The sequence below is a fragment of the Phycicoccus sp. 3266 genome, assembly GCF_031456495.1.
In the GTDB taxonomy this organism is placed as follows: domain Bacteria; phylum Actinomycetota; class Actinomycetes; order Actinomycetales; family Dermatophilaceae; genus Pedococcus.
This window is the reverse complement of the sequence record NZ_JAVDUW010000003.1, coordinates 191,632-214,356: the sequence shown is the minus strand read 5'-3', so window position 1 is coordinate 214,356 and position 22,725 is coordinate 191,632. Positions and strand designations below refer to the sequence as shown.

The following is a 22,725-nucleotide window of genomic DNA, read 5'->3' as shown; positions in this document are numbered from 1 at the left end:
TCATGAGCACCCTGTCCACCCCGCTCGAGGTCCGGCTGGCCGCCACCCGCCCGGTCGTCACCCCCGCCGCCACCATGCGCACCTACGCATCTCCCTCCGGCCCGGCGACGGCGTCGGTCGCCGTCTGGCGCACCGAGATGTCCGCCGGCGCCGCCGGACCGCTCCACACCGTCAGCGAGGACCAGGTCCTCGTCGTCGTGCAGGGCACCCTGTCGGCGACCGTCGGTGAGCAGAATCTCGACCTCGGACCCGATGACGCCGCCGTCCTCCCGGCCGGCGTCGCCCGTCAGGTCACGGCCGGGCCCGACGGCGCCGTCGCTCTCGTGGCGTCGACGCCCGGCGCCACGGCCCGGGTCGGCGACGGGGATCCTGTCCCGGTCCCGTGGGCCCGCTGAGCGGGCGCTGACTGCCGTCCCAGCAACCACCTGGGTCACGGCGCGCCGGCACGACGCACACGCCCGCGACGGACGAGGGGGGGACCTCACGGTCCGCCCCTCGTCGTGTCACCAGCCCGGCCGGACCGGTGGCAGCTCCCCGCCGTTCTCCGCACGGACGACCCGCTCGAGCGTGGTCACCAGCGTCTCCACATCGGCCGCGGACACGTGCTGCTCCCACCGGTGCTGCATCTCGGACTGGATGCGGACGGAGGCCCTGACTGCCGCCCGGCCACGCCTCGTCAGGCGGACCGGCCGGCTGCGGCTGTCGTGGGGGTCCACAGCCTGCTCGACGTACCCGTCGTCGAGCAGCTGCTGGAGGACCTTGGCGGCACCCTGCTTGGTGATGCCCAGCCCCACGGCGAGCTCACTGGCCGTCGCCTCGCCGCGCGCCACGGCGTTCAGGGCGTAGCCGTGGGTGGGTCGCAGCTCCGGGTAGCCCGCCGCTGCGAGCTTCTCGTGCAGCTGCTCCAGGCTCGTCCGCAGCGCCATCGACAGCAGCCGCACCAACGGCAGACCCTCCACGGGAATCCCCTCTCCGGCGTCGTCACGCGCCCACGCTCAGTCAACTCGGTTGACCATAGCAGGCGAGACGCGGGGGCGAGCCCGACGCCCTGAGCCCGAGGCCGAGGCCCAGGCCCGCGCCGGGGCCGGGTCGGGGCCGACCGGTCAGTCACCCCCCACGGGGAGCTCCACCGCGGCACCGGACACGGTGACGCGGCGGTCGTCCGGCCGCACGTCGACGAGCAGCTCGCTGGGACGCCCCATGTCGACCCCCTGCACGACCCGGAAGGTCCTGGGCCCCGGGACGAGGCCGCGCGACAGGAGGTAGCCGCCGAGGGCTGCCGCGGCCGAGCCCGTGGCCGGGTCCTCCACGACGCCACCCACCGGGAAGGGGTTGCGCGAGTGGAACGTCCCCTCGTCCTCACGCCACACGAGCTGCGCCGTGGTCCATCCCTCCGCCGTCATGAGGTCCTTGAGGCGGGAGAAGGCGTAGTCCAGCTCGGCCAGCCGCTGCCTGCTGGCCAGCGCGAGCACCAGGTGCTCGTTCCCGGCATACGACAGGAGCGGCGGCAGGTCGTCCGCGAGGTCCGCCGTCGACAGGCGCAGCGCCTCGAGCGCCTCGCCCAGCGCGTCCTCCGGGACGTCTCGGGTCCGGGTCGGGACGCTGGTCAGGCTCGCGCGCAGCACGCCGTCCACCTCTGTCGTGGACACCTCGACCTCCCCCGCCGGGGTCTCGAAGAGGACGGTGCCGCCCTCGCCCTCGCCCCGCTCGGCGAGGGCGACGGCCGTGGCGATGGTGGCGTGGCCGCAGAAGGCCACCTCGTCCAGCGCGCTGAAGAAGCGCAGGCCGAGGTGCGGCGGGGTCCGTCCCTCGCGCAGCACGAAGGCGGTCTCGGAGTAGCCCACCTCAGCGGCGATGGCCAGCATCTGCTCGTCCGACAGGGAGTCGGCGTGCAGGACGATGCCGGCCGGGTTGCCGCCGGCGGGGTCGGTGGTGAAGGCGGTGTAGCGAAGGACGTCGGTCATGGAGCGGATTCTCCTTGTACCTGGGGATCTGGTCAGGCCGCTTTGCACGGAGGACCATCGGGCCCATGCACGCCGTCCGTGCGCCGCAGGCGTTCGACGGGGAGCGGTTCCTCCCCGACGGGGCGACCGTGCTCGTCGACGGCGACCGGATCGCCGCCGTCGAGCCGTTCGGGCACGAGCTGCCGCACGACGTGGTCGTCGAGGAGCACTCCGGCACGGTGCTCCCCGGGCTGGTCGACTGCCACACCCACCTCGTCGCCGACAGCACGGTCGGTGGCCTCGAACGTGCCGGCGCCATGTCCGAGGCGGACGTCGCCGCCGTCGTCCTCACGTCGCTGCGCCGGCACGTCGCGGCCGGGGTGACCACCGTCCGCGACCTCGGCGACGTGGCATACCGGACCCTCGCCCTCCGCGAGCTGCCCGGACTGCCGCGGGTGGTGGCGGCCGGACCGCCCGTCACGACGCCCGACGGGCACTGCCACTTCCTCGGCGGGGCCGTCCCCTCGACGCAGGACGCGGACCTGCGCTCCGCCGTCGACGAGCGGGTCGAACGCGGGGTGGACGTCATCAAGGTGATGGCGTCCGGCGGGTTCGCCACGCCGGACAGCGACCAGCTCGGCGTGCAGTTCACCGCGCCCCAGCTCTCGGTCCTCGTCGACCGCGGCCACCGTGCGGGGCTCCCCGTCGTGGCCCACGCCCACTCCCTCGCGGCGATGCAGCAGGCCGAGGCCGCCGGCGTGGACGGGATCGAGCACTTCACCGGCCTCTCGCTGGACCTCACGCCGCGACTCGACGACCGCCTGCTGGCGGAGGTGGCGAGGAGGGGGACCTTCGTCGACCTCACCATGGGCAACGACCGGTCGCTGCACGCCCTCATGCCCGCACCGCCGCCGCACCTGGCCTCGCTCATGGCCGGGTTCGGTGCCACGAGCTTCGACGACCTGTATGCCGCGCGGCTCGTCCACCTGGCTCAGCTCCGGGAGCACGGGGTCCGGGTCGTGACCGGCGTGGACTCGGGCATGGCGCCGCCCAAGCAGCACGGCAACGTCTGGCGGGTCGTCCTGGAGATGCTGGAGGCGGGCTACGACACGGCCTCGGCGCTCGCTGCTGCGACGTCCGTGGCCGCGAGCGCCTGCTGCCTCGACGGGACCACCGGCCGGCTCGCCCCCGGTCTAGCCGCCGACGTGCTCGTCGTCGACGGCGACCTCAGGAGCCGGCCCGAAGCGCTTGGCAGGCCGAGGAGGGTGCTGGTGCGGGGGCGTCCGGCCGACGCACCGCAGCCGGCCTGAGGGTCCTGGGTCAGGTCCGGCGACGTGGGGTGCCGGTGGGCAGCCGGACGGTGAACGTCGCCCCCCGCCCGGGTCCGTCGCTGGCGGCCGTCAGGGTGCCTCCGTGGGCGTCGACGATGGCGCGGCTGATGGTGAGCCCGATGCCCGTGCCGCCACGGTGCTGCCGGGCCGGGTCCGCCCGGTAGAAGCGCTCGAAGACGTGCGGCAGGTCCTGCTCGGAGATCCCCGAACCGGTGTCGCTGACGACGAGCTCGACGGTCTCCCGCGGCCCGCTGCGCACTCCCAGCGTGACGGTCCCCCCGGCGGGGGTGTGGTGGAGGGCGTTGTCGAGCAGGTTGGACAGGACCTGCCCCATCCGGTCGGCGTCGACGTCGACGACGGCCGGGGTGTCGGCCTCGGTGCGCAGGGTGACGGCGCGCTCCTGGAACGCCTCGGCAGCGGCAGCAGCGGCGGTGCGGACCACGTCTGCGGCAGGCTGCGGGACCGGGCGCACGTCGAGCCGGCCCTCCTCGGCCCGGCTCACGGCACTGAGGTCGTCGGCGAGGCGGTGCAGGCGGCGCGTGTTGTCGCGCAGCACGGTCATGGTGGCCGCGTCCGTCGTCCGGACGCCGTCCTCGATGGCCTCGAGGTGGGCCTCGATGCTGGCCAGGGGCGTGCGCATCTCGTGGGCGAGGTCGGACAGCAGCCGCGTCCGCGTGTGCTCGACGTCCCCCAGCCTGGTGGCGAGCTCGTTGACCGTGCCGGCGAGGTGGTCGAACTCCTGCCCGAGCCCCACGGCAGGCACGCGGGTGTCGTAGTTGCCGTCGGTGATGCGGCCGGCCGACTGGGCGACGGCGTCGGTGGAGCGCTGCAGCCGGCGGCTGAACCACGCCGTGACGACCAGCGCGATGACCACCGCCGCCACCAGGCCCGTCCCGAGCGCCACGAGCAGCGAGTCCCGGAAGCCGCGCTCGATGTGCTCGAGCTCGGCGGGTCCGTGTCCCCCACCTGCCTCGACCAGGTGCCGGTGGAAGATCCCCGGCCCGATGGCGGACGCGACCAGCCAGGCCGTCCCCGCCCCGGCCACCAGCAGCAGCGCCTGCGCCAGCAGCAGCCGCGTCGACAGGCGCACCGGACGCCCCGTCCTCATGCCCCGGTCCCCATGCGGTACCCGACCCCGCGCACGGTCCGGATGTAGCGCGAGGTGGCGGCGTCGTCCCCGAGCTTGCGGCGCAGGTGCAGGACGTGGACGTCGACCAGGTGCTCGTCCCCCACCCAGCCCGAGCCCCACACCTCGTCGATGAGCTGCCTCCTCGTGAACGCCAGCTGCGGCCGGGCCGACAGCGCCCCCAGCAGGTCGAACTCGGTCCGGGTCAGAGGCACCGGCTCCCCGTCGAGCCACACGTCCCGGCCCAGCGGGTCGATCGACAGCGCCCCGAACGAGCGCAGCTGCGGCTGCGGGTGCCCACGGGTCCCCAGCGGTCGTGGGCGGCGCAGCATGGCCCTCAGCCGGGCCACGAGCTCCCGGGGGCTGAACGGCTTGGTCATGTAGTCGTCCGCCCCGACCGAGAGCCCGACCAGCGTGTCGACCTCGTCGCTGCGGGCGGTGAGCATGACGACGTACGCGTCGGAGAAGGTCCGCAGCTGACGGCACACCTCGAGCCCGTCCTGGCCCGGCAGCCCGAGGTCGAGCACGACGACGTCCGGGTCGAGCTCGCGGGCCACCTCGACCGCGCGTATGCCGTCGTGCGTCACCTGCACCTCGTACCCGTCGCGGTCCAGGTAGCTGGCGACCAGGTCCGCCATGGGCCCGTCGTCCTCGACGACGAGTGCCCGCAGGCCGGTGGCGGGGCTCGCCTCCTGGGGCGCGGTGCTGGTCACGAGCCCATCGTCCCAGCAGGGCCGACCCCGCAGCAGGACCCGGTGGTCCCGGACCCGCTTCTTCAGCGAACCTTCATCGACCGACCACCGGGTCATCGGGGTGTGCCGCGCACGCTGGAGGGACCGAGGAAGGGAACGGTGGTCCCCGTGATGGGTTGGTACGAAGGAACGGGCTGGGGCACGTGGCTGGTGATGGTGCTGGTCATGGTCGCCTTCTGGACCCTCGTGGTCGTGGGCATCGTGGCCCTGCTGCGCTGGACGGCGTCGCCGCGTCCCGCGACACCCCCGCCGGGCGTGGCTGGTGCGAGCCGTCCGTCGTCACCGGACCCGGCGCGCGCGGTGCTGGACGAGCGGCTGGCCCGCGGTGACATCGACGAGGCCGAGTACCGGTCGAGGCTCGCCACCCTGCGGGGCGGGGCATGACCGGGAGCCCGCTGGTGTCCCGCCGAGCCGTCCTGGCCGGCGCGGCGGGCGTGACCGGGGTCGGCGTCCTCGCTGCGTGCGGCTCCCCCGCCGGCAGGCTCCTCACCCCCTCGGGCACTGCCGTCCAGGCCACCGAGCGCGCCCGCCGCCACACGGGCCGCACCGTGACCGCGAGCCTCACCCCGACCGCGGGGCGGCTGGACCTCGGCGGCGTCGTCGTCGACACGTGGTCGTTCGGGACGCTGCCCGGCCCCACCCTGCGCGCCAGGGCCGGCGACCGGCTCGTGGTCGACCTGACGAACCACCTGCCCGCACCCACCACGGTGCACTGGCACGGCATAGCGCTGCGCAACGACATGGACGGCGTCCCGGACATGACCCAGCCGCCGATCGCGCCCGGCGCTGCCTTCCGGTACGACTTCACCGTCCCGGACCCCGGGACCTACTTCTTCCACCCCCACGTGGGTGTCCAGCTCGACCGCGGGCTGTACGGCACCCTCGTCGTCGACGACCCCGCCGAGCCGGGGGCCTACGACCACGAGTGGGTCGTCGTGCTCGACGACTGGGTCGACGGCACCGGCAGGACGCCCGACCAGGTCCTCGCCTCCCTGCGGGCCGGCACGTCCGGCTCGGGGATGGGCGGCTCGGGCATGGGCGGCATGGGCGGCATGGGCGGCATGGGCGGCATGGGCGGCATGGGTGACGGGAGCTCCTCACCGCTGCTCGGTGGCGCCGGCGACGTCGACTACCCGTACTACCTCGTCAACGGTCGCGTCCCCGCCTCACCCGTGACGCTGTCCGGGCGTCCGGGGCAGCGCGTCCGGGTACGCCTGGTGAATGCCGGGTCGGACACCGCCTTCCGGGTGGCCCTCGGCGGGCACCGGCTCACGGTCACCCACGCCGACGGCTTCCCGGTGCAACCGGTCGCCGGCGACGCCGTCCTGCTCGGGCAGGGCGAGCGCGTCGACCTGCTGGTCACCCTCGGCGACGGCGCCTTCCCGCTCGTCGCCTCGGCCGAGGGCAAGTCCGGTCACGGCCTCGCCGTCGTGCGCACCGCGGGCGGCAGCCGCCCCAGTGCCGGCACCGTCCCCACCGAGCTCGACGGCCGGGTCCTGACCGTCGCCGACCTGGGCCCGCTGGCGTCCGTGACCCTGCCGGGGAAGCGCGTCGACCGCAGCCACGACCTGCTGCTCGGCGGGTCGATGCGCGGGTACCGGTGGACCATCAACGGACGCACCTTCGACGAGCAGCAGCCGCTCGAGGTGCGTGAGGGCGAGCGCGTCCGGCTGCGGATGCGCAACGCCACCATGATGTTCCACCCCATGCACGTCCACGGTCACACCTTCGCCGTGGTCGATGCGACCGGCCGGCCCGGGGTCCGCAAGGACACGGTCGTGGTCCGGCCGATGCAGACGGTGCTCGTTGACCTCGACGCGACGAACCCCGGTCAGTGGATGACGCACTGCCACAACGCCTACCACGGCGAGGCCGGGATGATGACGACCCTCTCCTACCGCGAGTGACCCGCACAGCTCCCGGCCGTACGTCCGTCCGGCAATCCGCAGCACCCACCACAGAAGGAGCCCTCACCGTGCGCCCCAGCGTCCGCACCCTCGCCCTGACCGCCTCCCTCGCCACGACTCTCGCCGTCGCCGCGTGCGGCACCGACTCCCACGACGGGATGAGCGGCATGAACGGCATGGGGAGCGCCTCGCCGTCGAGCGCGTCGGGGTCCTCCACCGCCGCTGCGTCCGACGTGATGTTCGCGCAGATGATGGTCCCCCACCACCAGCAGGCCGTGGACATGGCCGACCTCGCGCTCGCCAGGGCGCAGTCCCCGCAGCTGAAGTCGCTCGCCACGACGATCAAGGCAGCCCAGGGTCCGGAGATCTCCACCATGAACGGGTGGCTGGGTCGGTGGGGTGCGCCCGCCTCGAGCGGCATGGACCACGGCGTCGACGGGATGATGACCGACGCCGACATGGCCAGGCTGCGCCAGGCCAGCGGCGCGGAGTTCGACCGCCTGTGGCTCACCATGATGATCGCCCACCACGAGGGCGCGGTCACCATGGCCAGGGACGCCCTCGCGACCACGCGCGACTCCGGGGTGCGCACCCTGGCGCAGGACGTCGTCGACGGCCAGACGCGCGAGATCTCGACCATGAAGGCGATGCTCAGCGCGTCCTGACCACCTGGCTTCCGCGCAGGACCCCCGCCCCGGGCACCGGGCGAGCCGGTGCCCGGGCCGGCGCGGGTCACGGCTGGCCCGGCACCTTGTTCAGGGTGCAGACGAAGTACTTGACGATCCCGTCGTCGACGAGGGCGCCCGAGGCCATTGCCGCCTGCACCTCGGACGCGGAGTCCAGGACGCCGTCGGCGTCGAGGTCGCCGGCCGCCAGCGCCGCGGCATACCCCTGCGGCGTGGACACCTTGTGCACCTGCCACCGGCCGCCGTTGAAGCCGGGGTCCCCCGGCGCCGCCGTGGCCACGCTCGGCTGCGCACCGAAGAAGTTGTAGATCGTGTCCCAGCTCTGGGCGGGGGCGCCGGTGCCGGACAGCTCGGTCGGCGTGGCCACGGTCCGGTAGAGGACGTGGTCGACGTAGATCGCCGGTCCGGAGACCCCCGACGCGTATGCCGTCGAGCCCAGTCCCAGTGCTGCCGCGCCGGTCGTCACTGCGACCGCAGCGATGCGAAATGCCTTGGTGTTCATGGTTTTTCCTCGCTTCCCGCCGCCACGGTGGCGGCCTCGGGACGAGTCAACCGAGGCGTCGGGCAGGAGACCATGACGTGGCGGTTACGCCCTCCTTACGAGGTCCTGACGTCGGCCGTCGAGGCCCTCCGCAGACGGTCGCCGCGGACCTATCCTCGATCCATGCCGAGCGCCCTCGTCGTCGACGACGATCCGACCGTGGGTGACGTCGTGGGCGCCTACCTCGCACGGGCGGGCTTCGAGGTGCACCGTGCCGCCGACGGCGCGACCGCCCTGGACCTCGCAGCACGCACGTCGCCCGACGTCGTCGTGCTGGACCTCATGCTGCCGGGCGTCGACGGCCTGGAGGTGTGCCGGCGCCTGCGGCGCGACCAGCCCGCGGTGCCCGTGGTCATGCTCACGGCCCTGGGCGAGGAGACGGACCGGATCCACGGCCTGGAGGTGGGTGCTGACGACTACGTGACGAAGCCGTTCAGCCCGCGCGAGCTCGTGCTGCGCGTGCAGGCGATCCTGCGCCGGGCGTCCGCTCCCACGGGCGCTGCGGGCAGCACCGACGACGGGCGAACCGGCGACCCCGCCGCGATCCTCCCGCCGACCACCGCCGACGGCGACCTCGTGCTCGACCGGCGCGCCCACGTCGTCACCCGTGCCGGGTCGGTGCTGGCACTCACGACCCGCGAGTTCTCCCTGCTCGACTGGTTCCTGCGCCACCCCGGGGTGGCGCACCGGCGCGAGGACCTCATCCGGGACGTGTGGGGGTGGGACTTCGGCGACCAGTCGACCGTCACGGTGCACGTCCGCCGGCTGCGGGAGAAGGTCGAGGCCGAGCCGTCGACTCCCCGACGCCTGGTCACCGTGTTCGGGGTCGGATACCGCTGGGACCCGACACCGCCGGACGTCCCCTGATGCCCCCCCAGCTCTCCGCGGTGGGCCTGTCGGCCGCCGTCGCGCTCCTCACCGGGCTGCTCGGCGTCGCCGTCGTCGTCGCGCTCGCGCGGCGGTCACTGGGTGCCGCGGCGGTCGCCGCACCGGTCGTCGTCGTCCTCGCCGTCGCCGCCGGTGTCTACGCCAGCTCGCGGGCGATGTTCCTGCGCACCGAGGACTCGACCACCGTCCTGCTCGTGCTGCTCGCCGCGGTACCCGTGGCCGCCGCCCTCGGTGGGCTCGTCGCCCGCCGGGTCATCGCCGCCGACCGCCTCGCCACTGCCGAGCGGATGCAGCGCGAGCACGATGCGCGTTCGGAGTCCGACCGGCGCGAGCTGGTGGCCTGGGTCTCGCACGACCTGCGCACCCCGCTGGCGGGCATCCGGGCCATCAGCGAGGCGGTCGAGGACGGCGTGGCCACCGACGTGCCCGCCGCCATGCGGATGGTGCGCGACTCCGTGGTCCGCATGGGCGACCTCGTCGACTCGCTGCTGGCGCTGTCCCGGCTGCAGGCCGACGGCTCGGCGACGCAGGTCGCCGAGGTCGACCTCGGCGACCTGGTCTCGGACACGGTCGCCAGCCTGTCCCCCCTGGCGCAGGAGCGCGGCATACGGCTGACCGGCTCAGCCGCCCCCGGCGTGCGTGCGACCGTTGCCGCAGGGGACGTCCAACGCGCCGTCGCGAACCTCGTCGTGAACGGCATACGGCACACCCCGGCCCACGGCGAGGTCGTCACGACCGTCGCCGCCACCGCCTCGGACGGCGTCCTGGTCACCGTCGAGGACCAGTGCGGCGGCATCCCGGCGGACGTGCTCGGGCGCGTGTTCGAGACGGGGTTCCGTGGCAGCGAGGCGCGAACCCCGGGGGACGGCGGCGGCTCCGGGCTGGGCCTGGCCATCGTGGCCGGGGTCGCCCGGGCCCACGGCGGGACGGCCACCGTCGTCAACACGCCCGGCGGCTGCCGGTTCTCGCTCCTGCTCCCCGGTGTCGCCGCACAGCAGGACGTCCCCTGACCGGCGTCTGCGCTGCACGGCGAAGATGACAACCACCGCGACGACGAGGGCAGCAGCAAGGAGTGCAGAGTCCAAGGGGCCGGGAGGCCCATGGAAGCGCCGCCAACGCCGCATCATCCGGTGGGGACGCGGCTGCGGGTCGCCGGATAGTGCCTGCGCGCTAGGGGGTTCCCATCCGTTCTGGGGAGGTGGTTCTCCCACAATGCGCGCATGCTCGGTCTGTCGGGGAGGCGTCCCGGGGCTGCGGTCAGGGGTCCTCGTGGACGGCCGCCGCACCGGAACTGAGGGGTCCCGGTGCGGCGCGGGGGGTTTCAACACCGCGACCAAGCCAGATGGCGCGCATAGCCGGACGCCACTTGGGTACGCGCGAGATGGGGCTGGGGGGCTCAAACAGCCGGGTCCCTCAGTCTCCCCACGGTGCGTCGAGGGATCCCGTCTGGATGACGTGTTCGGCTAGGGCGGACACCTTGACGTTTCTGTCCTGGCTGGCTTTGGCCAGCAGCTCCCACGCTTCGTCGAGGCTGGTCTTGCGGCTGTTGACGAGGATGCCGAGCGCCACGCCGATGTGTCGGCTGGTGTGCAGGGCCCGCTCGAGGTGCTCGACCTGCTCATGGTGGCGGGCCGCGCTGACGGCATGGGCAGCGGTGGTGCCCAGGATCGCGATCAGGGTCTCGTGCTCACTGGTGAATGTGCCGGGGATGGTCGAGTAGACGTTGAGGGCACCGAAGACCTGGTCGTCGAGGGGAAGCACATGGGCGAGCATGCTCCGCATACCGAGTTCCGCGACCGCCTGCTCGCCGAACACCGGCCACCTCGGGTCGGTCTGCAGGTCATCGACGCGGAAAGTCGTGTGCTCGCGAATCGCCTCCAGGCAGGGGCCCTGCCCCGTGGAGTACTGGATCTTGTCGGCCTGCTCCGGCACGTCACTGGTCGCAGCAACGGTGGTGGCCCGTCCATGGCGCAGGCTCGTGATCGACACGTGGTCGCCGCCGATGACCCTCAATGTCAGCTGGCACAACGCCTCGGCGACTTCCGTGGTGTCCTTGAGGCACGCCATGGTCCGCGCCGCGTCGGCGAAGTCGTCCAACAGCCGCCAGGTCTCGTCCAGCGCCTTGGGCACCGTCACGCTCCTCGAGTCAGGGTCCAGGTCCTCAAGAAGTATCTCGCCGTGCCATCTGCCGACAGTGTCGCTCTCGGGGCCCCGGAATGGAAGCCATCCAAGTGGCGCACGTGCGCCCCCGCCGGAGGGATCGCCGGCGGGGACGCGACGGCCGTGGACGGGACTGGTGTCCGACCGTCACGCCATCCTCTGTTCCCCTGTGCCCGAGGCAACAGCGACCAAGGTCCTAGAGGTCGCGAGGTCCCCGCGGCGCCGGCGACCGCCAGAGGCTGCGCCTCAGGTGGCCACTGCAGGGATGGTGGTGTCGTCGGGCCGCTCACCCGGGGCCTCGCCGTCGAGCTCCTTCTGCTGGTTGACCTCGACCCGCGCCGCCTGCCAAGCCGACCAGTGTCCCGAGACCAGCGCCCAGATCGACAAGGCCGACACGTACTGGACCTTGTCCAGCCAGTGGGCCTCGATCGAGACCGGGATCATCAGCAGCCAGGCGATCGCCAGCCATCCGTTCACCCGGCGCATGAACACCGGGTCGCCTTGCACCATTGCCCACAGGGACTTGACCGGACCCACCGAAACCTCCTCGTTGTGTGACTACTCGGGTTGTCCCCGCCGCAGAGTATGCAGCAAACCTGCAGGTCAGAGGTGGTGCGCACCCTGTGCGCTTCATCAAGGACACGCGACCCACGACACAACGCCCCCGGCCCTCACGAGGAGGCGGGGGCGTCTGCTGGGACCGTCAAGGGTGCGGTCCGGGGGAAGCGTAGTGGCTGCGGATCTTCACGTGGACCGTCTTGTCCGCTCGGCGACCTGACGGAAGCGCAGAACACCTGACCGGCGGTGCGAGTGGTGGCTCCCTGCGCGGATGCGTGAGTGGCTGGCCGAGGGGGACCACCTTGAGACGGTGCACGACTGGGCCGAGCAGATCCGGGAGAAGGAGCCGCGGGCCGTGGAGCCGGAGCGTTAACGCCTGGTCGCCCCACCGCCGGACGATCCGGCGTGGCACGATTACGCCGGCCTCGGACGGGTAACAGACTCCGGGCTGGGGCCTCAGGACGAAGAGAGCACAGCCATGCCCACCCACGAGTCGCCGCGCGCCGAGCCAGCGCGCAGGCTGACACACGCCGAGCGCCTTGAGCTTGTCCTCCTGCTCGAAGAGCGGGGCTGGCTGACGCCGGCAGAGGCCCAGGAGCGACGCGTCGGGCTCAGGAGCGGCTCGGCGTCCTGACAGCACTGGCCTCGCGCGAAATCCACGTGTTTGCTCGTCCCCAACGGCGGGCAGAGACGCAGTGCCGCGGCCTGGGTGACGGTCCATCTGTCCCCCCAGGTCCGACCTCCCCGGGCCGTGGCGCACATCAGCCGGCTGCGGTTCGCTCAGGTCGGCCTCTCCGAGGACGACGTCCGACAACGCTGCGAAACGCGTCGGAGATGACGAAGGCCCCCGACCGGCGTCTCCGCCGGCCAGGGGCCGTTCTTCGGTGGTGGGCGATACTGGGTTTGAACCAGTGACCTCTTCCGTGTCAAGGAAGCGCGCTACCACTGCGCCAATCGCCCGGGTGGTGCTGGGTTCGACTCCCCCCAGAGGGAGCCGGTCCGAGGTGGAGACGGGATTTGAACCCGTGTACGCGGCTTTGCAGGCCGCTGCCTCGCCTCTCGGCCACTCCACCATGAAGGCGGTCCAACCCTTCCGAGCGGATGACCGGGCTCGAACCGGCGACCTCAACCTTGGCAAGGTTGCGCTCTACCAACTGAGCTACATCCGCATTACACGCGCTATTGGTGTTGTTCACGGGCTTTCACCCGCTGCGCGTGCGGTCAGACATTATCGGATCGGCGGACCCGTCTCCAAATCGGGTGCCACCGGTGTCATTTCGACCGGCTCCCGAGGGGGTCGCGAGCACCGTGGCGGTCGTCCTCCCGGCTCCGCTCCTCGGTCGTGGGCTCCCCCGCCTCACCCTGCATCGGGGTCAGCGGCCCCCGCGCGGCGGCGCGCAGCCCGGCCACCGAGGACGACAGCGCCTCCTGGTCGTGCTGGACGCGGGCCCGCGCGGTCAGGCGCCGGCGCGCGCGCCGGACACCCCGCCGCTCGGCGCCGCCGGCGGCAGGAACCGCGCCACCGGTGTCGACGCCCCGGGTCTCGGCGACCCGGTCGCGCACCCACTCGACGGTCTGGGCGCGCAGTGACGGGCGCTCCTCCACGGGCCACAGCCTGCGCACGGCGGCGTTGAGGGCGGCTCCGATGAGGATCGCGATGGCGAGCGCGTAGAGGAAGATCAGCAGCACGATCGGCGCCGACAGCGGCCCGTAGATCGACGTCCCGCCCCGGATCGAGGCCGTCACGGTCTCGCGCACCACGAACGACGCCACGACCCAGATGACGAGCGTGAGGGCCGCTCCGGGCACGTCCCGCAGCCACGGCGTCCGCCGCGGGGTGCTGATGTGGAACAGGGTCGCGATGCTGGCGACCGCGCCCACGCCGACCACGGGCCAGTACAGCCAGGTGAGGAAGCGCACCTGCTCGGGCAGCAGGTCGTTGACGACGGCCGGCCCGATCACGACGAGGGGCACGATGACGATGCCCACGAGCAGTGAGAGGAAGTACAGCGTCAGGGACAGCGCCCGGGTCCGCACGATCCCCCGCACGCCGGACTGGCCGTACATGATCGAGATGGTGTCGACGAAGACGTTGAGGGCGCGCGACCCGGACCAGATCGACAGCAGGAAGCCGATCGAGATGAGGTCGCCACGACCGTTCTTGAGCACCTCGCGGACCGTCGGCAAGATCGTGTCGTCGACCACCGAGGCGACGAGGAACCGGCTCGAGAACTGCTGGATGCCCAGGATCACCCGCTCGACGATGTCCTCGCCGAGCCACTGCCCGACGTAGCCGACGCCACCGATGAGCCCGATGAGCAGCGGGGGCAGCGACAGCAGCATGAAGAAGCCCGCCTCGGACGCCAGTCCCGTCACGCGGTACTTCATGCAGACCCGCACGGTCTCGACGGTGAGGCGCGCCACCTGCAGCCCGCCGGGCACCCGGACGAGCGTCCGTCGCAGCCGGGCCCTGACACTCACCCCGCCACGGTATCCCGGCATAGGGTGCCTGACGTGTCCACCCACGCCGTCACCAACCAGGTGCCACCCCTGCCCGAGGCCAACACCCTGACGACGCAGCCGGCGCTGGCGGAGGGGCTCCGGCGCTGGGCCGACGACGCGGCATACCGGCAGGTGGAGGAGCTCGGCGTCCGCGCGGGCAGCGACGAGGCGCGCGCCTGGGCGGTGCAGGCCAACGAGTTCGAGCCGCGGCTGCGCACCCACTCGCCGCGCGGCGAGCGGGCGGACGAGGTCGAGTTCCACCCCGCGTGGCACGAGCTCATGCGCGTCGCCGTCGGGGCCGGGCTCACCGCCGAGCCGTGGACCGCGCCCACCGGCACGGGCGCCCATGTCCGGCGCGCCGCCGGCTTCCTCGCCTGGTCCGAGAACGAGCAGGGCCACCTGTGCCCCGTCTCGATGACGTATGCCGCCGCGCCCGCCCTGGCAGCGAACCCCGCCCTCGCGGCGGGCTGGGTCCCGCAGCTCGCCTCCCGCGACTACGACTTCGGGCTGCGCCCCGTCGCCACCAAGCGCGGCGCCGTCGCGGGCATGGGCATGACCGAGAAGCAGGGCGGCTCGGACGTCCGTGCCAACACCACCCGCGCCGTCGCGACCCCCGGCGGGCCGCTCGGCGGCGGTGACACCTACCGGCTCACCGGCCACAAGTGGTTCTGCTCCGCGCCGATGAGCGACGCCTTCCTCGTCCTCGCCCAGACCGACGCGGGCGTCGGGTGCTTCCTCGTGCCCCGCGTGCTGGAGGATGGCGAGCGCAATCCCTTTGCGCTGCAACGGCTCAAGGACAAGCTCGGCAACCGCTCCAACGCCTCCTCCGAGGTCGAGCTCAACGGCACCTGGGGTGTGCGCGTCGGCGACGAGGGCCGAGGCATCCGCACGATCCTGGACATGGTCGCGGCGACCCGCCTCGACTGCATCCTCGGCTCGGCCTCGACGATGCGCGCAGCCCTGGTCCGCGCGATCCACCACGCCCGGCACCGCTCGGCGTTCGGCGCGCTCCTCGTCGACCAGCCGCTGATGCAGAACGTCCTCGCGGACCTGGCGCTCGAGGTCGAGGCCGCGACGACGCTCGCCCTGCGCCTGGCCCACGCGGTGGACGAGGGCGACACGGCCCTCTCGCGGCTCGGGGTCGCGGTCGGCAAGTACTGGGTCTGCAAGCGCACCTCCCCCATGGTCGCCGAGGCGCTGGAGTGCCTGGGCGGCAACGGCTACGTCGAGGAGAACGGCCTCGCCCGGCTCTACCGCGAGGCACCGCTCAACTCGATCTGGGAGGGCTCGGGCAACGTCAACGCGCTCGACGTGCTGCGCGCCGTCGCCCGGGAGCCGATGGCCGTCGAGGCGTTCCGCAAGGAGGTGCAGCTCGGCGCCGGCCACAGCGCCGTCCTCGACGCCGCCATCGACCGCGTCGACGACGTGGTCCGGTATGCCGCCGAGCCCGGTGCCGCCGTCGGCGCCCGGTCCGTCGTGGAGCACCTCGCGGTGACCCTGCAGGCGTCGCTGCTCGTCCGCCACGCCCCCAGTGAGGTCTCGGAGGCGTTCGTGGCCTCGCGGCTCGGTGGCGGGCACGGTGCGACGTTCGGCACGCTCGAGGCCGGCTTGGCGGCCTCGAGCGCACGCGCCCTCGTCGACCGGGCCTGGGCCGGCTGAGCGCCTCCGCCCGGCGTCAGTCCTGGATCACCGACATCACGTTGCCCGCGGGGTCGGTGAACCACGCGATGAGCGGGCCACCCTTGCGGAACACGCCCTTGGCGTCGGTCTCCATCGGCGTGCCCTCGTAGCGCTCGAACCGGACGCCCCGGTCGGTCAGCTCGTCGACCGCTGCGTCGATGTCGGGCACGGGGAAGTTGAGCACCGTGAAGCCGGCCGGCTGGTGGTCGGCCTTGGGGTAGGCGATGGCTCGGTGGCCGCCGCCGAGGTGCAGGGTCAGGATGCCGTTCTGCTCGGTCACCTCCAGCCCGAGCGCCTCGGTGTAGAAGGTGCGGGCGGCCTCGGTGTCCGGGACCGAGAAACCGCTGAACGCCTGTGAGTCGCGCAGCATGGCGCCTCTCCTCTCGTCGGGTACCGGTACCGACCGTCGCCGGCGCCCGAACTCATCGGTCAGGTGCGGGCGAGCCGCTCGCACCTTCGGTCAGGTGCGGGCGAGCCGCTCGGTCTCCCCGGCGATGTCGAAGTCGGCCGGCGGCCACTGCGGGTCCATCCGCTCGAGGTGCTCCAGGACGAGGTTCTGCACGGCGAGGCGGGCGTACCACTTGCGGTCGGCCGGGACGACGAACCACGGCGCGATGTCGGTCGAGGTCTTGTCCAGGACCGCCTGGTAGGCCTCCTGGTAGTGCGGCCACTGCATGCGCTCGTCGATGTCGCCGGGGTTGAACTTCCAGTACTTGTCCGGTCGCTCGAGCCGCTGGGCGAGCCGCGCCTTCTGCTCGTCGCCGGAGATGTGCAGCATGACCTTGACGATGGTCGTCCCGGCTGCGGCGACCTTGGCCTCGAAGGCGTTGATCTGCGCGTACCGCCGCGACCACACCGACCGCGGGACCAGCTCGTGCACGCGCACGACGAGGACGTCCTCGTACTGCGAGCGGTCGAAGACGCCGATCTGCCCCGGCGACGGCAGGGCGTTGCGGATGCGCCACAGGAACGGGTGCCGCTTCTCCTCGGGCGTCGGCGCCTTGAACGAGGTGTAGCTCACGCCCTGGGGGTCCATCTGGCCCACGACGTGGCGCATGATGCCGCCCTTGCCGGAGGTGTCCATGCCCTGGACGACGAGCAGCAGCGAGCGTGTCCCACCGCCCTTGGACTCGGCGTACAGCCGCTCCTGGAAGGCGCTGATCTCCCCCGCCCGCGCGGCCAGCGCCACCTCGCCGTCGGACTTGCCGCCGTCGAAGCCGGGCGTCGAGTGCGGGTCGAGGTCGGTCAGCGAGAAGCCGGGCCCGGCGCGCAGTGCCTCGGTGAACGAGACCGGCGCGGGGGCGTCGTCCTTGACGTCCGAGACGTCGATGCCCGCGACCCTGGACTTCTTCGCCTTGCCCGCCTCCTTGGAGCCCCTGCCCGCGTGCTTGGAGCCCTTGCCGCTCTTTCCCTTGCCGCCCTTGCCGTTCCCCTTGGCCATGGCGGCATCAAATCACTGCGAGCCCGGACGCGCGAGGGACGTGAGCCGCGACAGCGCGCGGAAGTACTTCTTGCGGTAGCCGCCGCGCAGCATGTCGCCCCCGAACACCTCGCCCAGCGGGAGGCCGCTCGCGTACACCGGGATCCTGGCGTCGTAGAGCCGGTCGACGAGCACGACGAGCCGCAGCGCGACGGCCTGGTCGGTCACCTGCCGTACATGGGTCCACCCCATCGCGGTGACGCCCTCGAGCATCGCGCGGTACCTGCTCGGGTGGACCGTGGACAGGTGCCGGGTCACGTCGACGAAGTGGTCGAGCAGCGCCTCGTCCTCGGCCGTCGCCGCGCGGACCTCGTCCTCGGGCAGCGGCGGCGGGCTGTCCACGGCGTCGCGGTGCCGGTAGTCGGGGCCGTCGACGGTCAGCACGTCGAACCGGGCCGACAGCGCCTGGATCTCGCGCAGGAAGTCCTCGGCGGCGAAGCGGCCCTCGCCCAGGGCGTCGGGCAGCGTGTTCGACGTCGCGGCCAGCGACACCCCGGCCTCGGCGAGCCGGGCGAGCAGCGTGGCCATCAGCACGGTGTCACCGGGGTCGTCGAGCTCGAACTCGTCGATGCACACGAGCCGGTGGTCGCTCAGCGCCTCGACGGTCTGCTGGAACCCCAGCGCCCCGACGAGGTTGGTGTACTCGACGAACGTCCCGAACGCCTTCGGCCCCGGTGCTGCGTGCCACAACGAGGCGAGCAGGTGCGTCTTGCCCACGCCGAAGCCCCCGTCGAGGTAGATGCCGCGGCCGTTCGCCTCGCCGTTGCCCCGGCGCAGGCGACCCAGCAGCCCACCACCGCGCCGCTCCCCCAGCCCGGCGGCATACGCCTCGAGCCGGCGCACGGCCTCGGCCTGGCTGGGCTGCGCCGGGTCCGGGCGGTAGGTGGAGAACCGCTCGGCGTCGAAGCGCGGCGGCGGGACCAGCTCGCGCACGAGGCGCGCGCGGTCCAGCTGCGGTGAGCGTTCGGTCAGCGAGCCAGGCACGAGGGGCAGCGTAGTGAGGCACACTGCGGCCATGCGCATCCTCCTCGGCCCCAGCGGCTCCCCGGCGCCCGGCACCGTCCTCGACGAGCCGGCCCTGGAGCAGCTGTATGCCGTGCCAGACGGCCGCACCTGGCTGCGCGTCAACTTCGTGTCCAGCCTCGACGGGGCGGTCACCGGCGCCGACGGCCGCTCGGGCAGCATCAACACCCCGCCCGACCACCGCGTCTTCGCGCTGTTGCGGCGGCTGGCCGACGTGGTCGTCGTGGGGGCCGGCACGGTCCGGGCCGAGGGCTACCCCGCCCTGCGCGACGAGGACCCCGGGGCGCCGGTTCTCGCGGTCGTGAGCAACCGCGGCGTGCTTCCCGAGACAGTCGCGGCCATGACCTCGCCACAGGGATCGGCCATCCTCCTCACCCGCAGCGGCGCCGACGCGAAGGCCCTCGACGACGCCCGCCGGGTGCTCGGCGAGGAGAACGTCGTCCTGGCCGGCGACGACGAGGTGGACCTCGTCGAGGCCCGGAAGACGTTGGCGGACAGGGGACTTCACCGCATGCTGAGCGAAGGCGGACCGGGCCTGTTCGGCTCGATGCTCGCGGCGGGCGTCGTCGACGAGGTCGACCTCACGTGGGCGCCGACCGTCGTCGGCGGCTCCCACGACCGCATCGTGAAGGCGGGCGACCTCGACGTGGCCCTGCGGCCGATGACCCTCGTCGAGGAGGACGGCACGCTGATCGGCCGCTGGGAGGTCGTGCCTAGCCCGCAGTGAACTCCGCGACCGAGCGCTCCCACCGCTCCGGGTCGGTGTTCCACTCCTTGGTGTGCCGGGCGGTGTCCCAGGGCTCCATCGTGACCAGGTCCGGGCGCGCCCGCGCGAGCTCGAGCGACGGCCCGACGGGCACGAACTCGTCGTCGACGGAGTGAATCAGCAGGACGGGGTGGCGCAGCTCGGAGGCCCGCGCGACCCAGTTGGTCTGGGCGACGTCGAGGGGATCGTGAACCCCGACGAGGCGTCGGGCTGCACGCCGTCCCATGAGCGCCCGGCTCAGCTCCCCGATGGCGTGCGGCACCCCGTTGAGCTCGGCGTGGTGGGCGAGCACGTCGGCCCAGTCGATGACCGGGGCGTCGAGGACGACCCGCGCCACCTGGTCGGCGAGGGTGGAGCGAGCCAGGGTCTGCAGCACGATGGCACCACCCATCGACCACCCGACGAGGGTGAGCTCGCGCGCTCCCCGCCGCACGGCATACAGGCCCGCGTCCTCGATGTCGCGCCACTCGGACAGGCCCAGGTTGTACCGCCCGTCCGGGCCGCGGCGGGCGCCGAGGTCGTTCCGGTAGCTCGGGACCATGACGTTGATCCCGTTGTCGTGCAACGGCCGGATGGCCCGCAGGCACTCGTGACGACGCGCTCCGCGTCCGTGGACGAGCACGGCCCAGCGGTCGCTCTGCGCCGCGGCCGGCACGACCCAGGCGGGCATCGTGCCCAGCTCGGTGTCGACGTCGACGTACTCCGTGCGCAGGCCGAGCGACCGGTCCGGCGGCCCGGAGAAGTAGTACTGGTTCCACCGGCCGTAGCCGGGCGCCAGGTGCCCGAAGTCCGTGCCGAGGACCCGCCGGCGCACCCGGCCAGCGCGCTCGTCGAGGTCGACGACCTCGCCCAGCCGGACGTGCCCGCTCTCGCGGTCGAGCCACAGGCCGTACCGGCCGGGCACGACGGTCTCGGGCGTCACGCCGAGCGTGACCGTGCCGTCGTCGACGGTGAGCAGGTGGGTGTCGTCGGGGCGCCGGCGGTCCGGGGTGAGCGCCCTGCGGGCGACGTAGGCCGCGGCTCCCAGCGAGCCGGCCAGCCCGGTCGCGACCACGGCGCCACCTGCAACGGCGGCCGCCGCGCCCGCCCGGCGCACCGCCGTCCGCTGCTGCTCGCCGGCACCGGGCTGCGTCATGCCCTCTCCGTCCCGCCGAGGACGTCGGCGAGGTCGAAGCTCACCGGCTCCTCGAGCTGCTCGTAGGTGCACGACTCGGGGTCGCGGTCGGGGCGCCAGCGGGAGAACTGTGCCGTGTGCCGGAACCGGCTGCCCTCCATGTGGTCGTAGCGCACCTCGACGACGCGCTCGGGACGCAGCGGGGTGAAGGACAGGTCCTTGCCGGCGTTCCAGCGGCTGCCCGCGCCGCTGGTCGGCGTGCGGCTGCCCATGTCCTCCTGCGCCCATGCCCAGGGGTGGTGCTCGAAGTCGGTGACGAGCGGCTGCAGCTCCTCGAACAGCTCCCGGCGCCGGGCCATGGGGAAGGCGCCGATCACGCCGACGCTGTGCAGCGTGCCGTCCCCGGAGTACAGGCCCAGCAGCAGCGAGCCGATCGCGTCCGGGCCGCTCTTGTGGGTGCGGTAGCCGGCGACGACGCAGTCTGCGGTGCGCTCGTGCTTGATCTTGAGCATGAGCCGCTTGTCCGGCACGTAGGCGACGTCCAGCGGCTTGGCGATGACCCCGTCGAGCCCGGCCCCCTCGAACTGGTGGAACCACTCCTGGGCGACGTCGGGGTCGTCCGTCGCCCTGGTCAGGTGGATCGGCGGGGTGGCGCCGGCGAGCGCCTTCTCGAGGGCCTCGCGCCGCTCGGCGAACGGCCGGCCCGTGTAGTCCTCGTCCCCGAGCGCCAGCAGGTCGAACGCCACGAAGCTCGCCGGCGTCTCGGCCGCGAGCCGCTTGACCCGGCTGGCCGCGGGGTGGATGCGCTGCTGCAGGGCGTCGAAGTCGAGCCGGTCGCCGCTCTCCGGGCTGACGAGGACGATCTCGCCGTCGATGACGGCCCTGTCGGGGAAGCTCTGCAGGACCGCCTCGACGACCTCGGGGAAGTACCGCGTCATGGGCTTCTCGTTGCGGCTGCCGATCTCGACCGTGTCGCCGGACCGGAAGATGATCGACCGGAAGCCGTCCCACTTGGGCTCGAAGAGGTAGCCGCCGTCGCGCGGGATCGCCTTGACCGGCTTGGCCAGCATCGGCGGCACCGGCGGCACGACCGGGCCCCAGAGCGCCCTGAGGTCGGCGTCGCGGTCGGCCTTGGGCCCCATGTACTCCTCGTCGCCCTTGTCCTTGCGCCGCTTGCTCGGCTGCACCCGCGGCGGCTCCCCCGGCATCTTGGGGTAGTCCGGCGGGAAGTTGAGCTCCCCGAGCCCCCGCTCCTGCACGTCGCGGTCCCACAGGGCGATCGCTGCGGAGACGTCGCCGACCGCGTCGTCCATCCCCGTCCAGGCGTCACCGTCGGCGGCGAGGATGCCCGGGACGGTCAGCACGGTGAAGTCCGCCGGGTCGACGTCGCGCAGGGCCTCCCAGGTGACGGGCATGCTCACGGGGGCGCCGGGGAGCGGGCGCGGGCTGTAGGCCGAGGCGATCGTGCGGTCGCGGCAGGCCTGGTTGAAGTCGACGAACACCCGCTCGCCGCGCTCCTCCTTCCACCACGAGGTGGTCACGAGGTCGGGCAGCCGGCGCTCGAGCTCGCGGGCGATGCCGATGACGCCGTGCCGGACGTCGAGGAACTCGTGCGTGGGCGCCACCCGCACGAAGACGTGGACCCCGCGGTTGCCCGACGTCTTGGGCCAGCCGGTGAGGCCGATCTCGGCCAGCACGTCCTTGAGCGCGTAGGCCGCCTCGACCGCGTCGCGGAAGTCGCGGCCGGGCTGCGGGTCCAGGTCGATCCGCAGCTCGTCGGGTCGGTCGACGTCATCGGTGCGGACCGGCCAGGGGTGGAACGTCACGGTGTTCATCTGCACGGCCCAGACCGCCGCGGCCGGCTCGTCGACGACGACCTGCAGGTGCCTGCGACCGCTGGGGTAGGTGCACATCACCGGCTCGATGAAGTCCGGCATGCCCTTGGGCGGGTTCTTCGTCCAGAACTCCTCACCGGCGATGCCCTCGGGGAACCGCTGCAGGGTCACCGGGCGGTGGCCCAGCGCGCGCATCAGCCCCTCGGAGACGTCGACTGCGTACTGCGCCAGCGCGAGCTTGGTGATCCCCCCGGGGGTCGCGTCGTCGTCGGGCCAGATGAGCCGGTCGGGGCTCGAGATCCGCACCGTCCGTCCGCCGTCCGGGCCCCCGGGCACCTCGATCTCGGTCGCCTTCGCCGCCGCCATGGGCCGAGCCTAGCCCGGGGGGTCCGACGGCCCCGGACCATTTCCGGGGGTCCGGGACCATTTCCGG

22 protein-coding genes and 3 tRNA genes are annotated in these 22,725 nt (G+C 72.9%); 9 read left to right on the top strand and 16 right to left on the bottom strand.

Annotation, left to right across the window (positions count from 1 at the left end):
* Nucleotides 1-2: 2 nt before the first annotated feature.
* Complete coding sequence (locus tag J2X64_RS15370) at nucleotides 3-395, top strand: cupin domain-containing protein (protein WP_310156432.1); 393 nt, start codon at nucleotides 3-5, stop codon at nucleotides 393-395.
* A 108-nt stretch (nucleotides 396-503) separates the two neighbouring features.
* On the opposite strand, the gene J2X64_RS15365 is transcribed toward J2X64_RS15370, so the two are convergent.
* On the bottom strand, nucleotides 504-959 hold the full coding sequence (locus J2X64_RS15365) for a MarR family winged helix-turn-helix transcriptional regulator (RefSeq protein ID WP_310156430.1): 456 nt from the start codon (nucleotides 957-959) through the stop codon (nucleotides 504-506).
* A 144-nt stretch (nucleotides 960-1,103) separates the two neighbouring features.
* On the bottom strand, nucleotides 1,104-1,964 hold the full coding sequence (locus J2X64_RS15360; RefSeq protein WP_310156428.1) for a PhzF family phenazine biosynthesis isomerase: 861 nt from the start codon (nucleotides 1,962-1,964) through the stop codon (nucleotides 1,104-1,106).
* A gap of 65 nt (nucleotides 1,965-2,029) precedes the next feature.
* Here J2X64_RS15360 and J2X64_RS15355 point away from each other — a divergent pair, with 65 nt between their 5' ends.
* Nucleotides 2,030-3,253, top strand: coding sequence for an amidohydrolase family protein (locus J2X64_RS15355; RefSeq protein ID WP_310156427.1), 1,224 nt, complete (start codon nucleotides 2,030-2,032; stop codon nucleotides 3,251-3,253).
* Between the two features lie 10 nt (nucleotides 3,254-3,263).
* Here the strand turns inward: J2X64_RS15355 and J2X64_RS15350 are convergent, their stop codons facing one another.
* Nucleotides 3,264-4,382 carry a HAMP domain-containing sensor histidine kinase gene (locus J2X64_RS15350; RefSeq protein WP_310156425.1) on the bottom strand — a complete coding sequence of 373 codons (1,119 nt, stop codon included), beginning with the start codon at nucleotides 4,380-4,382 and terminating at the stop codon, nucleotides 3,264-3,266.
* Nucleotides 4,379-5,113: a response regulator transcription factor gene (locus J2X64_RS15345; protein WP_310156423.1), complete on the bottom strand. Its 735-nt coding sequence runs from the start codon at nucleotides 5,111-5,113 to the stop codon at nucleotides 4,379-4,381. The genes J2X64_RS15350 and J2X64_RS15345 overlap by 4 nt, the downstream gene beginning before the upstream one ends.
* 138 nt (nucleotides 5,114-5,251) lie before the next feature.
* Here J2X64_RS15345 and J2X64_RS15340 point away from each other — a divergent pair, with 138 nt between their 5' ends.
* The 3 genes from J2X64_RS15340 (at nucleotide 5,252) to J2X64_RS15330 (ending at nucleotide 7,724) form a co-directional block, all read left to right on the top strand.
* Complete coding sequence (locus tag J2X64_RS15340) at nucleotides 5,252-5,536, top strand: SHOCT domain-containing protein (RefSeq protein WP_310156421.1); 285 nt, start codon at nucleotides 5,252-5,254, stop codon at nucleotides 5,534-5,536.
* Nucleotides 5,533-7,059, top strand: coding sequence for a multicopper oxidase family protein (locus J2X64_RS15335; RefSeq protein ID WP_310156419.1), 1,527 nt, complete (start codon nucleotides 5,533-5,535; stop codon nucleotides 7,057-7,059). The genes J2X64_RS15340 and J2X64_RS15335 overlap by 4 nt, the downstream gene beginning before the upstream one ends.
* A 68-nt stretch (nucleotides 7,060-7,127) precedes the next feature.
* The gene (locus J2X64_RS15330) at nucleotides 7,128-7,724 is read left to right on the top strand and encodes a DUF305 domain-containing protein (protein WP_310156417.1); all 597 of its coding nucleotides are present in this window, start codon (nucleotides 7,128-7,130) and stop codon (nucleotides 7,722-7,724) included.
* A 67-nt stretch (nucleotides 7,725-7,791) separates the two neighbouring features.
* Here the strand turns inward: J2X64_RS15330 and J2X64_RS15325 are convergent, their stop codons facing one another.
* Nucleotides 7,792-8,247: a hypothetical protein gene (locus J2X64_RS15325; RefSeq protein WP_310156415.1), complete on the bottom strand. Its 456-nt coding sequence runs from the start codon at nucleotides 8,245-8,247 to the stop codon at nucleotides 7,792-7,794.
* Between the two features lie 162 nt (nucleotides 8,248-8,409).
* On the opposite strand from J2X64_RS15325, the gene J2X64_RS15320 reads away from it, so the two are divergent.
* Nucleotides 8,410-9,153: a response regulator transcription factor gene (locus tag J2X64_RS15320; protein WP_310156414.1), complete on the top strand. Its 744-nt coding sequence runs from the start codon at nucleotides 8,410-8,412 to the stop codon at nucleotides 9,151-9,153.
* On the top strand, nucleotides 9,153-10,184 hold the full coding sequence (locus J2X64_RS15315; RefSeq protein WP_310156412.1) for a HAMP domain-containing sensor histidine kinase: 1,032 nt from the start codon (nucleotides 9,153-9,155) through the stop codon (nucleotides 10,182-10,184). The genes J2X64_RS15320 and J2X64_RS15315 overlap by 1 nt, the downstream gene beginning before the upstream one ends.
* Before the next feature lie 403 nt (nucleotides 10,185-10,587).
* Here J2X64_RS15315 and J2X64_RS15310 read toward each other — a convergent pair whose 3' ends face one another.
* The 6 genes from J2X64_RS15310 to J2X64_RS15285 all read right to left on the bottom strand — a co-directional run bounded on the left by J2X64_RS15310 (nucleotide 10,588) and on the right by J2X64_RS15285 (nucleotide 14,373).
* On the bottom strand, nucleotides 10,588-11,304 hold the full coding sequence (locus J2X64_RS15310) for a GAF and ANTAR domain-containing protein (protein ID WP_310156410.1): 717 nt from the start codon (nucleotides 11,302-11,304) through the stop codon (nucleotides 10,588-10,590).
* A 276-nt stretch (nucleotides 11,305-11,580) separates the two neighbouring features.
* Nucleotides 11,581-11,871, bottom strand: coding sequence for a hypothetical protein (locus tag J2X64_RS15305; RefSeq protein ID WP_310156408.1), 291 nt, complete (start codon nucleotides 11,869-11,871; stop codon nucleotides 11,581-11,583).
* 906 nt (nucleotides 11,872-12,777) lie between these two features.
* Nucleotides 12,778-12,852: transfer RNA gene (locus tag J2X64_RS15300), tRNA-Val, on the bottom strand.
* Between the two features lie 42 nt (nucleotides 12,853-12,894).
* A tRNA-Cys gene (locus J2X64_RS15295) sits at nucleotides 12,895-12,965 on the bottom strand.
* Nucleotides 12,966-12,988: 23 nt separating this feature from the next.
* Nucleotides 12,989-13,061 (bottom strand) — tRNA-Gly (locus J2X64_RS15290).
* A 103-nt stretch (nucleotides 13,062-13,164) separates the two neighbouring features.
* Nucleotides 13,165-14,373 carry a YihY/virulence factor BrkB family protein gene (locus J2X64_RS15285; RefSeq protein WP_310156406.1) on the bottom strand — a complete coding sequence of 403 codons (1,209 nt, stop codon included), beginning with the start codon at nucleotides 14,371-14,373 and terminating at the stop codon, nucleotides 13,165-13,167.
* Between the two features lie 33 nt (nucleotides 14,374-14,406).
* Between J2X64_RS15285 and J2X64_RS15280 the strand changes: the two genes are divergently transcribed.
* Nucleotides 14,407-16,053, top strand: coding sequence for an acyl-CoA dehydrogenase family protein (locus tag J2X64_RS15280; protein ID WP_310156403.1), 1,647 nt, complete (start codon nucleotides 14,407-14,409; stop codon nucleotides 16,051-16,053).
* 16 nt (nucleotides 16,054-16,069) lie between these two features.
* Here the strand turns inward: J2X64_RS15280 and J2X64_RS15275 are convergent, their stop codons facing one another.
* The 3 genes from J2X64_RS15275 to zapE all read right to left on the bottom strand — a co-directional run bounded on the left by J2X64_RS15275 (nucleotide 16,070) and on the right by zapE (nucleotide 18,571).
* On the bottom strand, nucleotides 16,070-16,444 hold the full coding sequence (locus tag J2X64_RS15275; RefSeq protein WP_310156400.1) for a VOC family protein: 375 nt from the start codon (nucleotides 16,442-16,444) through the stop codon (nucleotides 16,070-16,072).
* Between the two features lie 90 nt (nucleotides 16,445-16,534).
* Complete coding sequence (locus tag J2X64_RS15270) at nucleotides 16,535-17,515, bottom strand: polyphosphate kinase 2 family protein (RefSeq protein ID WP_310156397.1); 981 nt, start codon at nucleotides 17,513-17,515, stop codon at nucleotides 16,535-16,537.
* A gap of 12 nt (nucleotides 17,516-17,527) precedes the next feature.
* Complete coding sequence (gene zapE / locus J2X64_RS15265; protein WP_397444071.1) at nucleotides 17,528-18,571, bottom strand: cell division protein ZapE; 1,044 nt, start codon at nucleotides 18,569-18,571, stop codon at nucleotides 17,528-17,530.
* On the opposite strand from zapE, the gene J2X64_RS15260 reads away from it, so the two are divergent.
* On the top strand, nucleotides 18,570-19,304 hold the full coding sequence (locus J2X64_RS15260) for a dihydrofolate reductase family protein (RefSeq protein ID WP_310156391.1): 735 nt from the start codon (nucleotides 18,570-18,572) through the stop codon (nucleotides 19,302-19,304). The genes zapE and J2X64_RS15260 overlap by 2 nt on opposite strands.
* Here J2X64_RS15260 and J2X64_RS15255 read toward each other — a convergent pair.
* Together J2X64_RS15255 and J2X64_RS15250 are read right to left on the bottom strand one after the other, a co-directional pair.
* Nucleotides 19,291-20,478, bottom strand: coding sequence for an alpha/beta fold hydrolase (locus tag J2X64_RS15255; RefSeq protein WP_310156388.1), 1,188 nt, complete (start codon nucleotides 20,476-20,478; stop codon nucleotides 19,291-19,293). The two genes, J2X64_RS15260 and J2X64_RS15255, sit on opposite strands and share 14 nt — an antisense overlap.
* A complete protein-coding gene (locus tag J2X64_RS15250) occupies nucleotides 20,475-22,658 on the bottom strand; it encodes an ATP-dependent DNA ligase (protein WP_310156385.1) in 2,184 nt (727 codons plus the stop codon). Before J2X64_RS15250 ends, J2X64_RS15255 begins: the two co-directional genes overlap by 4 nt.
* Nucleotides 22,659-22,725: the final 67 nt, after the last annotated feature.